The organism is Curtobacterium flaccumfaciens (assembly GCF_018598405.1).
Classification (GTDB): Bacteria; Actinomycetota; Actinomycetes; order Actinomycetales; family Microbacteriaceae; genus Curtobacterium; species Curtobacterium aurantiacum.
This window is the reverse complement of the sequence record NZ_JAHEWS010000002.1, coordinates 62,067-74,547: the sequence shown is the minus strand read 5'-3', so window position 1 is coordinate 74,547 and position 12,481 is coordinate 62,067. Positions and strand designations below refer to the sequence as shown.

General features: G+C 72.5%; 11 protein-coding genes. 7 read left to right on the top strand and 4 right to left on the bottom strand.

The window, feature by feature from the left end; translation table 11 throughout:
* Nucleotides 1-52: 52 nt before the first annotated feature.
* From KK097_RS18540 to KK097_RS01880, 4 genes are read right to left on the bottom strand one after another with little or no spacing between them, the layout of a single operon-like run.
* Nucleotides 53-2,188, bottom strand: a complete 2,136-nt coding sequence (locus KK097_RS18540) for a Tox-REase-5 domain-containing protein (protein ID WP_214543523.1) — start codon at nt 2,186-2,188, stop codon at nt 53-55.
* Complete coding sequence (locus KK097_RS01890) at nt 2,185-2,568, bottom strand: DUF6507 family protein (RefSeq protein ID WP_214543522.1); 384 nt, start codon at nt 2,566-2,568, stop codon at nt 2,185-2,187. Before KK097_RS01890 ends, KK097_RS18540 begins: the two co-directional genes overlap by 4 nt.
* 1 nt (nt 2,569) lies before the next feature.
* On the bottom strand, nt 2,570-2,887 hold the full coding sequence (locus KK097_RS01885; RefSeq protein ID WP_027466434.1) for a pore-forming ESAT-6 family protein: 318 nt from the start codon (nt 2,885-2,887) through the stop codon (nt 2,570-2,572).
* A gap of 29 nt (nt 2,888-2,916) precedes the next feature.
* On the bottom strand, nt 2,917-3,252 hold the full coding sequence (locus KK097_RS01880; protein ID WP_027466433.1) for a WXG100 family type VII secretion target: 336 nt from the start codon (nt 3,250-3,252) through the stop codon (nt 2,917-2,919).
* A 129-nt stretch (nt 3,253-3,381) separates the two neighbouring features.
* Between KK097_RS01880 and KK097_RS01875 the strand changes: the two genes are divergently transcribed.
* Genes KK097_RS01875 through KK097_RS01845 form a run of 7 tightly spaced genes read left to right on the top strand, consistent with a single transcriptional unit; the run spans nt 3,382 to nt 12,448 of the window.
* Complete coding sequence (locus KK097_RS01875; protein ID WP_214528452.1) at nt 3,382-4,464, top strand: FHA domain-containing protein; 1,083 nt, start codon at nt 3,382-3,384, stop codon at nt 4,462-4,464.
* Nucleotides 4,461-5,570 carry a DUF6177 family protein gene (locus tag KK097_RS01870; RefSeq protein ID WP_214543521.1) on the top strand — a complete coding sequence of 370 codons (1,110 nt, stop codon included), beginning with the start codon at nt 4,461-4,463 and terminating at the stop codon, nt 5,568-5,570. Before KK097_RS01875 ends, KK097_RS01870 begins: the two co-directional genes overlap by 4 nt.
* Nucleotides 5,554-5,832 (top strand): hypothetical protein, encoded by a 279-nt coding sequence (locus KK097_RS01865; protein WP_051596901.1) that lies wholly within the window; start codon nt 5,554-5,556, stop codon nt 5,830-5,832. The genes KK097_RS01870 and KK097_RS01865 overlap by 17 nt, the downstream gene beginning before the upstream one ends.
* Nucleotides 5,829-7,196: an EsaB/YukD family protein gene (locus tag KK097_RS01860; protein ID WP_214543520.1), complete on the top strand. Its 1,368-nt coding sequence runs from the start codon at nt 5,829-5,831 to the stop codon at nt 7,194-7,196. Before KK097_RS01865 ends, KK097_RS01860 begins: the two co-directional genes overlap by 4 nt.
* A gap of 2 nt (nt 7,197-7,198) precedes the next feature.
* The gene (locus KK097_RS01855; protein ID WP_214543519.1) at nt 7,199-8,053 is read left to right on the top strand and encodes a hypothetical protein; all 855 of its coding nucleotides are present in this window, start codon (nt 7,199-7,201) and stop codon (nt 8,051-8,053) included.
* A complete protein-coding gene (gene eccCa, locus KK097_RS18535; RefSeq protein WP_214543518.1) occupies nt 8,050-12,114 on the top strand; it encodes a type VII secretion protein EccCa in 4,065 nt (1,354 codons plus the stop codon). Before KK097_RS01855 ends, eccCa begins: the two co-directional genes overlap by 4 nt.
* Nucleotides 12,104-12,448, top strand: a complete 345-nt coding sequence (locus KK097_RS01845) for a hypothetical protein (protein ID WP_214543517.1) — start codon at nt 12,104-12,106, stop codon at nt 12,446-12,448. Before eccCa ends, KK097_RS01845 begins: the two co-directional genes overlap by 11 nt.
* Nucleotides 12,449-12,481: the final 33 nt, after the last annotated feature.

Sequence of the window (12,481 nt, the reverse complement as noted above, 5' to 3'; positions counted from 1 at the left end):
ACGAGCGTTCACCTGCGCAGTCCTGAGCCAAGAAGGAAAAGGCATCCGACAATTACTCCGTTCTCATCGGCGTGAAGATGACCGTCAGATCATCGCCGTCGATCCCCGCGCCTCGAAGAAGCCGTCGAACGGCGTCCGCTGCGTACGGATCCCACACATGCCATTCTAATCGAGCCCCTTCAGGCAAGGCGGCGATCTGGTCCTCGGCCTGCTCAATCATCTTGGGAATCCGTTTGCTCCAGTACGGACCAGACGGATCCGCGAACGCAATTCCTCGGTCGAATGCCTTCGCATCGAAGAACACCTGCTGTGGGGGGTGTCCGCGTTCAGTCATGCCGTCGAAGTCGACGGTAGCGCCGTCTTCCGTGAACTGACGATACTCCGGCAGCTTCCCATCAACGGTTCGCTCGACTCCAGCAATCTGCGCCTGGTAGTCGGCCCACGGCTTGTCGGACCTCCCGAAGTACTTCCAACCGGACTCGTGTGCTGCCCGATCGTAGGTCTGAGCTGGCACCTCTGGTGTGGGATTGCCGGGTCGAAGAGGATCCCCGGAATCGTACTGCTCGCCTCGGGAAAGATCGAAGTCGTCAGCTCGCGGTACCGCTCTGGGCTCGGGCGGCGGGTTGTGATCCCCACCTGCGGGAGGAACCGGACTATCGTCGCTCGCCGTTGATCCATGTCCAGCAGAGGGCTCAGGGTTCGTCCCGTAGCCTGCGCCGCCGATCGGCACAGCCGGTGCATCGCCGCGGCCACTTCCGTTTGCTGCCCCTATGTCAGTTCCGCCGCTGCCCGCAGACGCTGTGCTCTCGCCGTGGCGGCTGTGCCCCTCACCTCCCACCAACGCCGGTTCCCGCTCCCGCGCGTGCACCGTCGCGTCGCCGCCGTCGGCCCGCGCGTTCGCGTCGCTCCCCGCACGCACGTCCGTGTCCGCCTCGGTCCGAGCAGGCGGCACCTCGACGTCGGTGTCGCCGTGCCGTCCGTGCAGAAAGTCGTCGAGCCCGGTCTTGAAGTCGGCGAGTCGCCCAGTCGACCCGACGGCGTCGTCACCGACACCCTTCGTCATGATCGTCTTGAGCTCATCGAGCCTCGGCAGCACCTTGGTCAGGCCCTTCGAGACCCACGCACCGGCATCGACGAGGTCGAGGTACTTCCCCGCCTTGCCGACGGCCCCCGCGACTTCGCCGACCTTGCCGACGGCGCCGAGCTTGCCCGCTTGCCCGGCGATCGGGACGGCGATCGAGCCGATCCCCCACAGCGCCTGTCCGGCGGCGCGACCAGGGTCCCTGCCCCATTCGTCCCAACCGACCGTCGCCTTTCCCACCTGGGTCCACGCCTCGAGCTGGAGGTCGCGGTCCTTCTGCATGGTCTTCATGTTGAAGCCCGTGAGCGCGAGGACCCCACTCCACGACGTCGCTGCGGTCTCCAGGTGGAAGCCCGTGCCGTCCACACCGACGAGGGTGCCCAGCCCCTTCACTGTGCCCCAGATGCCGTCGACGACGACGCCCTTGAGCATGTTCGGCAGGAAGTCGGCGGTCTTCTCGGAGCACGATTCGTTCCGCTCCGACGCGGTCCCCCACGGCAGCTTCGTGCCGGCGGGCAGTTTTTCGTACCCGTAGGCGAGGGCGTCGTCCGAGCCGCTGCCGCTCATCGCGTGCAGCGGTTGCAAGCCTGACAGCCCACGGATGGTGTTCGCGCAGGAGCGCTCGGCGGCCTGGTACGCCACCACCTGCGCGGCGACGCCGTTGATGATCGCGTTGTTCTCGTCGGTGAGGGTCTCGTCCTGGTCCCAGGACTCGACGATCGCGCTGTTGCCGTACTCGGTCTTCGCCGTCTTCGGGGTGAACGCGTCGACGTCGCGGTGCAGCTGCTCGGCGCGCGTGACGTACGCCTTGAGCGCGGCGACGATCGGCGTGACCTCGGTGACGAACGTGTCGAGCGCCTTCGCCGCGGTGTCCAGGTCGTCGCCGAACGTCGTGCCCTGGGGCCCGATGGGTGTCATCACCGCGAAGAGTTCCTGGTCGCTCGGGCCCTCGTAGGAACCGGAGATGCCGCTCCAGGCGGTGACGATGTCGGCCGTGCCGTCGCGGACGGCGGACGCGACGGTCCGCAGCGAAGCGGCACCGCTCGTGATCGCCTCGAGTTGGACGTCCGTGTACGGGATGGCTCCCGTCTTGACGACGCCGGTCACCGGTCGAACATCCCGTCGAACGCGCGGAAGTCGCCGTTGGTGGACGCCGTGACGGCGTTCGCCTGCACTGTCGCAGCACCCATCTCGTCGTCGCCGTCGACGATGGCACGTGTCGCGCCGGCAGCACCGTACAGCGATGCCTGGATCCGGTTCTGGATCCCCGTCAGTGTGGCCTGCCGGTGCTCGAAGAACCCGGCGAGCGCCTCACCGATCACCTGTGACTGTGCTGCCGTCGCGGCGTCCTGCACGACTTCTCCGACGCCGTGGACGGATCCGTCCGCGGATCCGCCCAGGGCGTTGTTCATCGTCGTGGTCTTGGTCGACACGTCCGTGAGCACGGCCTCGACCCCGGCGGGGTCGACCCGCCATCCGTCGACCACGTCAGCCGATGTTGCCGACGGCCGACTTCGCCTTGCTGATGGCCGACTGCGCCGACTCGTCGTTCGACTGCAGCGATGCACGCAGCGTCGCGATGATCTGCTTGACCTCGCCGGCGACGGTGTTCCACCGCTGTTCCTTGGCGTGGTACTCGTCCGAGACGCCGTCGGCCTGGTAGTCGGCCATGGCCGCCTTCACGTCCGAGTCACGCTGCGCGATGAGCGACTCGAGCTGAGCCGCCACGGCGTTGAAGTTGTCCTGCGCGTTCTGCGAGGCCGCGACGTCGTAGTCGCGACGGTCTGCCTGGTTGCCACCGCTCATGGTGTTCTCTCCCTCTCCCCGAAGATCCGTCAGGCGCGGCCGCTGAAGCGGGCCGCGTCGAAGTTCGAGCTGCCCTCGAGCGAGCTCGTGGACTGCGCCATGTCCTGGTCGCCTTCCTGGAACGAACGATCCATGCCCGAGATGCCCTGCAGCACGCTCGCGAGCGCACCGTTGAGCTCGTTGGCGATGGTGTCGGTCTCGGCCTTGAAACGGTCGAAGGCCTGTCGACCGGCACCGTTGAAACGACCCTGCAGCGGCTCGGCCGAGTCGGCCAGCTTGCGGACGAGCGTCCCCAGGTCGCCCGACGCTCCGGACGTCTGCTTGGTCAGGTTGGTGAGGACCTGAGCCCCCATGGCGAACTTCATCGCACATCCCCTTCGTCGTTTCCCCCACCCCGAACGGGTGACAGCGAATACTCGCAGCGTAGACCACGACGGCGACGCGCGTCACCCCCGGCTTCTGACATGATCGGACGTGCCGATGGGAGGTGAGGCATGTCGTCGTTCGTGGTCGAGACCGTCGTCCCCGTGATGACCTGTGGTCGATGCGGGGTCGCGTCGAGCCAGGGGCAGCGCTTCTGCACCGACTGCGGCGCACTCCTCGGTCGCACGGTCGCCTCCACCGAGTACGACCCACTGCAGGGCGTCGCCACGGCCCCGGCCGGTTCTGTCCTCCTCGCCCGACTGGTGGACGTCGTCGTCTGCCTGCTCGGCGGTGCCGCCGGCGCCGCCCTCCTCTTCCTCGCCCACACCGCGGTCCCCTCCTCCGACCCCGTGGGCACCGCCGTCGCCGGAGCCGTCGCCGGGCTCGTCGTGACGACCGTGATCGTGGCGATGCGCGCCTCCAGGACCGGTCGCGGGCCGGGTGGGTTGCTCCTCGGTACCCGCGTCGTCGACGTCGACGACGCGCTGCCCGCCGGGCCCGTCCGACAGCTCGCCCGCCTCGGTGGCCGTCGGCACCGGCGTGCGCCCGGAGCCGGCCCGTGGGCCGCGGCGACGGGCACGCTGACCGCGGCGCTGAACCGCGGACGTGAGCCGCTCGACCCCGCCGTGCCTGCGCTCGGCACTGCGTTCGGCGCCGCCGCGTCGGCGGGTGTCCGTCCCGGGTCGACCCCACTGCCGGGAGGCGCGGTGCAGGCCGGTCTCGACGCCACCCGTCGTGCGGGGTTCGGTCCCACCCCCGCGGCCGGGTTCGCGGCAGTGCCCACGCCGACCGCACCGGTGGCCGACGACTCCGTACCGCCCGACGCGGTCGTCCTGCGGTTCGACTCCGGCGCCGTGCACTGGTTCGGCGGAACCTGCGTGATCGGCCGGAACCCCGAGGCGGAGCCCGGTATCGCGACGATCGCGGTGCCGGACCTATCGCGCACGCTCTCGAAGACGCACGTCGCCCTCGTGCAGGCCGGCGGAGTCGTCGTGCTCCGCGACCTCGGTTCGACCAACGGCACCTCGGTGGTCCGTCCGGACTCCTCGTTCGAGGACCTCGTCCCCGGCGTGGACCTGCCCGTGCCCACCGGCTCGACGGTCCGGATCGGCGACCACGCGTTCGTGGTCGCCCGGGTCGGGGCCGCGACGTGAACCCGCTCCGCCGCGACACGTCGGAGGACGGCCGCCCGGTCGCGAAGCACCCGCTCCTCGATTCGGCGGGTGACGGCAGCATCCGCTACGAGACCCGTGCGGGGATCGTGCGGCTCGGACGTGCCCAGGCCGACCTGCTCGCCACCGCGGCAGGCGAGGGCGCCCGACCGATCCTCGTGACCGACGGCCTGTCCGTGGTCACCGAGGCCTTCCGCCAGGCCTTGCTCGACGCCGGGGGCGCCTGGGTCGTCCGCGGCGACGACGGCCTCCGCAACGGGCTCGACGGCGGACGGCTCGACGACTTCACGGACGCGGTCCGCACCGGACCGCCGATCTCGGTGCAGGACGTCGCCGTCGGGTACCTGCGCCCCTGGGCGCCCACGGCGGACCAGCTCGTCGTCTCGGTGTCCGTCCGGCACCGGGCGGCGGACGAGACCGTCCTCGGCGCCACCACGGAGCTCCTCGCGATGGAACTCGCCGGGGCGGCGCCGACCGGGTGGGGCACGCACGAGCCAGCGGGTCGCGCGTGGGACCGCCGCACGCTCACCGAGGCCGCTCGCTCGCGGATGCCCGACCCCACGCGGTTCCTCGCCGTCGGTTCGCCCGACGCCCCCCTCGCGGTGACGATCACGGCGCAGCGCACCGAGCACGGCGTCGAGGAACTCACCACCGGACTGCTCGCGGTCGGTGCACTCGGGGACACCGTCTCCGAGATGCGGGTCGCCGCCGTCCCGCAGGTGCTCGGGCGGCTCGCCACGACGCAACTGCCACTCTTCGCCCTGGTGCTCCGGCGCCCGGGCCGGGCGGACCTCGCGCAGGCGCCGCGTCTGTCCCCGCCCCCGCTGCCGGTCGCGATGCTCCTCGGTGCGCCGGCGGTCCGGCAGCTCGACCTCGACGTCGAGGCGATGCGCGACCGCTTCGGCGCCGTCATCGCCGGACGACCGCGGATCCCGGCGCTCGTGCTGCCCTTCGGGCGGCAGCAGGACCGCAACCCGGTCGACGAGCTGGCCGACGTCGTCGACCACATCGGGCGCGACCGCGTCGCCGACGCCGTGGGGATGGACGACCGGACGAGGGAGCAGGTGCAGCGTGCCGCGGAACAGTGACTCGATCCTGCTGGAGAGCGTCTCGACGCACCGCCGACGACTCCGGCAGGCGTTCGTGCTCGGGCGCCTCGCCGACCGCCGTCTGGTGAACGACAACGTCAAGCGGTTCATCGGCAGCGTGGTGCTCGCCGCGGTCGTGGGGGTCGGGTGCCTCGGGTACTCCTTCGTCACGAACGCGCTGGCACAGCAGGCCGCCCAGCAGCAGGCGCAGCAGACACCGCGACCGGTGCCGACCACGCAACCCCAGCAGGAGACCAATTGAGCGACTTCACCCGCGTGACCGTCGTCGGGGTCGGCCGCCGTGCCGACGTCGTCGTCGCCTCCGACGAGCCGTTCGCCGGGCTGCTGCCGCGCCTGGTCGACATCCTCGACGAACCGATCGCGGACAGCGCGCAACCCGTCGCCCTCGTGCGGGTCACCGGTGAAGAGGTGTCCCTGGCCGCGGACGCCGCCACGCAGGAGATCGCCGACGGCGAGGTCCTGCACCTCGTCCGTCGCGCCGACGCACCGCCACCGCCCGAGGTCTCCGACGTCACCGACGCCGTCGCTGACTCCCTCGGCCGTCGACAGGACGGCTGGGGCGCCGCGGCACGGCAGTCCGTCGCCGCCGCGACGATCGGGGGCACCGCGTCGGTCGCGGGCACGCTCGTGGTCGCGGCGCTCACCGTCGCGTCCGTCCGCGCCGCGTTCGACGGTGGGACCGTCTCCCCCGCGCTGTTGCCGTCCGTGCTCGTCGGCAGTGGCGTGGTCCTGGCGATCGCGGCCCTCGTCGCCGGTCGTGCAGGGGCCCGCTGGACCGGCGTCGCCCTCACCGCAGCGGCCACCGGGCTCGCGCTGCCGATCGGGCTGGCGGTCGGACCGGTCCTCGGACGCGACGGTGACCAGCCCGCGATGGTCGCCGCGCTCGTGCTCGTGTGGGCCTGGATCGCGCTCGGCCTCGGACTCGGCGTGGGGCAGCGCACACGGACGATCGGCGTCGCCGCCGTCGTCGGCGTCGTGCTGCCCCTGCTCGGCATGGTCACCTGGCTCACCCCGGCCCCGCAGGCCGCCGGTTGGGGCGTGGTCGGGATCGCCGCGATCGCCGTCTGCGGACTCCTCCCCTCGGTCGCGATGTCCTCCGCTGGACTGACCGGTCTCGACGACCGGGTGAGCGGCGGCGAGCCCGTCGCTCGCGTCCGCGTCGTCACGGCGCTCGAGGACGCGTACCGTGCGCTCGACTGGACCACCGCTGCGGTGGCCGCCCCCATCGCCCTCGCCGGCGCCGCTCTCGTCTCCGACCGCGACCCCTGGGCCGTCGGGCTCGGCGCCGCGGTGGTCGTCGTCGCCGCGCTCCGGACGCGCGCCTTCCCGCTGACGCTGCAGGGTGTGCTGCTCTGGAGCGCCGTCGTGGTCGCCGCGGTGCTCGGGCTCCTCGGTCACGCCCCCACCGCACCGTTCCAGGTGCTCGGCGCACTCGCAGGCCTCGGTGTGCTCGGAGCCCTGCTCGCCGGGGTCCGGCCGGCAGCACACCAGCGAGCCCGCCTCCGGTCGCTCGGCAACGTCCTCGAGACGATCTCGGTCGTCGTGGCACTGCCGCTGCTGCTCGGGAGCTTCGGCCTGTTCGCCGCGCTGCTGGAGACGTTCTGACCATGCGGCTCCTCGACGACGTCGTCCCCGCACTCGGGCGGGCGTTCTTCGGCAGCGTGGCCGGCGGCGCACGCGAGCTCGACGATGCGCACCGGACCATCCGGCAGGCCGTTCCCACCAGCCGGCGCATCGCGTTCGCCTCGCTCCGGGGCGGCACCGGCTGCTCCGCGACCGCGGCAGCCGTGGCCACCGTGCTCGCCCGTCGTCGTTCCGGACGGGTGCTCGGCGTGGACGGTGCCGCGGGGCTGCGCTCCTTCGCCACCCACGCCGGCGCCGACCGGACGGACCCGACGCCGCGGTCCGAGCGCCGCGACGCCGCCCGGACTTCCTGGGACGCGACCGACGGTCTGGCGGTGACCCCGTCGGGACTGCACGTGCTCCGGATCGGCGACCCGCGCCTCCCGAGCCGACAGGCCGCACCCGCGGAGTGGACCGACGCCGTCGAACCGATCGCGCGGTTCTTCGACGTCGTCGTCGGGGACTGGGGATCCCGGAGTCCGTTCGTCGACCTCGGCGCCGTTGCCGCGGACGCCCACGTCGTCGCCCTCGTCACCGGCCCGGACCGTGCCGCCATCGAGGAGGGCGTCGCGCACGCCGACGCCGTCCGCCGGCACGCACCGGACACGCGCGTCCTGGTCGTCCCGGTGGACAGCGCGGGGTCGGGTGTCCGGGCCGCACGCACCGCCGTCCGGTGGCCCGGGCACACCGTCCACCCGGTCCCGGGCGACCCGAGCGTCACCGGTGAGAGTGAACGCCCCACGGCCTCCCGGATCGCGCTCATCCACCTGACGGCAGCCCTGGTCGACGCCGCGGTCGACCGTCGCGCCAGCCGCACCACCCCGGAGGTCGCCCGGTGAACCGCGTCGTGCACCGGCCCGCCCGTGTCTCCACCCCGCTCGTCCGTCCCGAGGCCGAGCAACTCGCCCCGCCACCGCAGCTCCCGGAGGGGCCGAGTGGCGGCATCCCGCTGCAGTCGCTGCTGCCGGTCGTCGGCGCGATCTCCTCCGTCGTGATGATGGTCGTGCTGCGCGGGAACAACCCGGTGCTCATGGTCGTCGCCGCCCTGGTGTTCGTGGTGGCACTCGTCGGCGGACTCGGCATGGCGTTCACCCAGCGCGGCAACGCCGTCCGGAACCGCCGGACCCAGCGGGAGCGGTACCTCGACTACCTCGAAGAGCTCCGTGGCGACCTCCGTTCCCGCACCACCACCCTCCGGGAGCGCGCCGAGCACGTCGACCCGTCCCCGGAGACCCTCCCCCGTCTCGTCGGTGACCCCGCACGCCTCTGGGAACGGCGGCGCAGCCACGGCGACTTCCTGCGGGTCCGCGTCGGATCGGGCGACGTGGGGTGGCTCGACCTCGCCGTGCCGCCGGACCAGAACCCGGTCCAGCCGCTCGACCCGCTCATGCTCGCCGAGCTCGAGCAGGTCGCCGAACACTACGGCACCGTGCACGCCATGCCCATCGCGGTCCGACTCGACGGCGCCGGGGACGTCTCGGTCGTCGGTGACCGCGACGCCGTGCTCGAGGTCGCGCGGGCACTCGTCGTGCAGCTCGCAGCGCTGCACGCCCCGGAGGACCTGCACCTCGCTGCGGCGTTCCCGGCGGCACGCGCCGACGACTGGGACTGGTTCGACCTGCTGCCGCACGCACGGATGGACCGCACGTTCGACGGGCCGCTGCGCGCGCGCCGGGTCGCCGAGGACGTCCAGGCGCTCGCACGCACCCTCTCCGGCGAGTTGGGCGAACGCGCCCGGACCGCCGCGATGTACCGGCGGTCCGGCGACTCCGCGAAGCGCAGCGACCTGCCGCGCCTGGTCGTGTTCGCGGACGAGCACGGCACCGTCGCCGTGCCGCTCGCGCTCCCCGAGGGCGAGACCCGGCCGGAGGACCTCCGGATCACGGTCGTGCACCTCGTCGCCGACCGGCTGCACGAACCGTCGGACGTCCGGGTGCGGGTGACGGCGAGGTCCGACGCCGCGGTCGTCGGCGGCGACACGGGCGCCGGATCCGGCGCACGCACGACGCTGCTCGAGATCGTCGACGCCCGCGACGTCGAGGAGGGCGAGCCCGCACCGGTCCAGCTCGCCGTCTGCGATCCCGTCGCCCCGCCCCTCGTCACCGCCGTCGCACGAGCGCTCGCACCCCTCCGCCTCTCCGCCGACACCGAGCAACGGGCCGAGTCCTCGGCCGCCATCGGCGTCTCGGAGTTGCTCGGGGTCGACGACGTCGCGACGATCGACCCGGACCGCGCCTGGCGGCCCCGCGCCCCGCGGGACTTCCTGCGCGTGCCGATCGGTGTCGACGACTTCGGCGCGCCGCTGCTGCTCGACCTCAAGGAGTCGGCGCAGCTCGGCATGGGCCCGCACGGCATCTGCATCGGCGCGACCGGGTCCGGCAAGAGCGAGATGCTGCGCACACTCGTGCTCGGCCTCGCGGTGTCGCACCCGCCGGAGGACCTCGCGATGATCCTCGTCGACTACAAGGGCGGTGCCGCGTTCGCCCCGTTCGCCCGACTCCCGCACGTCGCGGGTCTCATCGACAACCTCGCCGATGACCCGCAGCTCACCCGGCGTGCTCGCGCGTCCATCGCCGGCGAGGTCCGACGGCGTCAGGAGATGCTGCGCGACGCCGGGTCGGCGCCCTCCATCACCCACTACCGGGAGCTCCGCACCCGGCGACCGGACCTGCCGCCGATGCCGCACCTCGTGCTCGTCATCGACGAGTTCGGCGAGCTGCTCACCGCGGAACCCGAGTTCGTCGACCTGCTCCTCATGATCGGCCGCATCGGGCGATCGATCGGCGTGCACCTGCTGCTGTCGAGCCAGCGCATCGAAGCCGGCAAGCTCCGTGGCCTCGACACGTACCTGTCCTACCGGCTCGGTCTGCGCACGTTCTCCGAGGCCGAGAGCCAGGTCGTGCTCGACACGGGCGACGCGTTCCACCTGCCCGCGGTGCCCGGCTACGGCTACCTCAAGGTCGACACGAGCGTGTACACCCGGTTCCGCTCCGGCTACGTGTCCGGCCCGGTCGAGGACGCCGCTCCCGCGTCGGCCGTCACCACGTCGTCCGCGGACACCGCCCCCGAGCCGTTCGAGCTGCCCGTCTACAACACGCTGGCCGCCGAGGACGACGCACCCGGTGAGGTCACGCTCGAGGCGCCCGACGTCGGGCGGAGCGTCGTCGACGAAGCCGTCGAACGGCTCGACCGCGGCGATCGCGACACCACGCCGGTGTGGCTGCCGCCGCTGCCGACGCGTCTGGCACTCGGCGCCGTCCTCGACCCGAACGCCGTCTCCGACCCGACCGGGGTCACGGTGCCGATCGGCCTGCTCGACGACCCCGCGCGGCAGCGACAGCGGCCGTGGATGCTGGACCTCACGCGGGGCGGCGGACACATCGCGGTCATCGGAGCGCCCGGCTCCGGCCGGACCACGTTCCTCCGCACGGTGGCCGCCTCGATCGCACTGACCACCACGCCCCGGCAGGTCAGCGTCTACGGCATGGACCTCGCCGGCGGCGGCCTCGGTCGCATCGAGGGGTTCCCGCACGTCGGCGGTGTCGCCACGCGTGCCGACCGGAACCGCCTGCTCCGGCTGGTCGAGGAGCTGCAGGCGATGATCCGCCTGCGCGAACGGGTGTTCCGCGACTACGGCATCGACTCGCTCGCGATGCTCCGCACCCGGCACGCCGCCGGCCGTGTCCCCGAACTGGGATCGGCGGACGTGGTGCTCCTCGTCGACGGGTTCGGCGTGATGCGCACCGAGTTCGAGGAGCTCGAGGACGCCTTCGGTGACCTCCTCCAGCGCGGTGGCAGTTTCGGCATCCACGTCGTCCTCGGGCTCACGCGGTGGAACGAGCTCCGGCTCGCGAGCCAGCCCCTGATCGGGCAACGGTTCGAACTCCGACTCAACGACCCGGCCGACTCAACCATCGCCCGTGCCGCCGCTGCCACCCTGAAGTCCGGCGAGCCCGGACGTGTCCTCACCGACGGTGAGCTGTTCGGTCAGGTGGCGCTCCCGGTGCTCGACGACGTCGAGGACGGCGTCGTCGGCGACGAGCTCGGCGCCCTCGCCCAGCGGGTGGCCGACAGCTGGGGCGGCCCGGCAGCAGCACCGATCCGCCTGCTCCCGGAGTCGTTCGACCCCGCCGAACTCCCGGACCCCCTCGACACCCCGACGGCCGTCCCGTTCGCGCTCCGCCAGGACACGATGGACTTCGTGGCGTTCGACCCGGCCGTCGACCAGCACCTCCTGGTGTTCGGGGACACGGCCAGCGGCAAGACAGCGCTCCTCCGGGGGCTGGCGGCCGGCTTCATGGAACGGTCGACGCCGGACGAACTCGTCCTCGCGTTCATGGACGTCCGTGGTGGTGCCGCCGCCGGGACGCCGGACGACTTCCTCGGGGGCCACGCCGCGAACGGCAAGGACGCCCGTGGACTCGCCGCCGCGATCGCCGCGGAGCTCGAGCAGCGCTCGGCCGGCCCGGCCACCGGTCCGCGACCCCGCATCGTGGTGCTCGTCGACGACTACGACATCGTCGCGTCGGCAGGCACGGACCCGCTCGCGCCGCTCATGCCGTACCTGCCCTCGGCACGGGACCTCGGCCTGCACGTCGTCCTGACCCGTCCGGTGGCTGGTGCGGCACGCGCCATGTACGACACCGTGATCCAGTCGATCCGCGACTCGGGCGCCACCGGACTCGTGCTGAGCGGCGAGCGGTCCGAGGGGCAGGTGTTCCCGAAGGTCTACGCGGAGCAGTTCCCGCCTGGGCGAGGACGCCTGGTGCGACGCGGAACGGCCCCGCGCATCGTGCAGGTCGCCCACTTCCCTTCCGCGACCGCCGCCGCTCCGGCGCAGGCCGACCCCGCCGGTCAGACGACCGTGCTCGACCCGAAGGGAGCCGTCGATGCCCCGTGAGGTGATCCTCCTGTCCGCGGAGGCGCCGTCGTCACTCGCCCTGGTCGAGGCAGGGGCGGACATCGCGCCGGACCTGCGGGTGCGAACGCTCGACCGCGTCGTGACCGAGATCGTCGACGAACGCGGCAGTGCCGTCCTGAGCGTGCAGGAACCCGAGCGCATCGACAACGCCGCCGAGATCGCCCGGCTCGCGCCCTGGGCCACGCTCGGTGCGCCGGTCTGGTGGACCGAGGCCTGGGTCCCCTGGGGGCCGGCGGGTGACGTCGGGATCGCCGTCGTCCGGAGCTTCGCAGCAGCGATCGACGCCCAGTGCAGCATCGCGGACGGATCATGAGCACCACACCCCCGCCATCGGCTCCACTGCCGC

Bases quoted from the DNA above. Each gene is read 5' to 3' on its own strand.
- KK097_RS01885 (WP_027466434.1), bottom strand. From the start codon at position 2,887: ATGAGCGGTGGCAACCAGGCAGACCGTCGCGACTACGACGTCGCGGCC.
- KK097_RS01880 (WP_027466433.1), bottom strand. From the start codon at position 3,252: ATGAAGTTCGCCATGGGGGCTCAGGTCCTCACCAACCTGACCAAGCAG.
- KK097_RS01875 (WP_214528452.1), top strand. From the start codon at position 3,382: ATGTCGTCGTTCGTGGTCGAGACCGTCGTCCCCGTGATGACCTGTGGT.
- KK097_RS01855 (WP_214543519.1), top strand. From the start codon at position 7,199: ATGCGGCTCCTCGACGACGTCGTCCCCGCACTCGGGCGGGCGTTCTTC.
- KK097_RS01845 (WP_214543517.1), top strand. From the start codon at position 12,104: ATGCCCCGTGAGGTGATCCTCCTGTCCGCGGAGGCGCCGTCGTCACTC.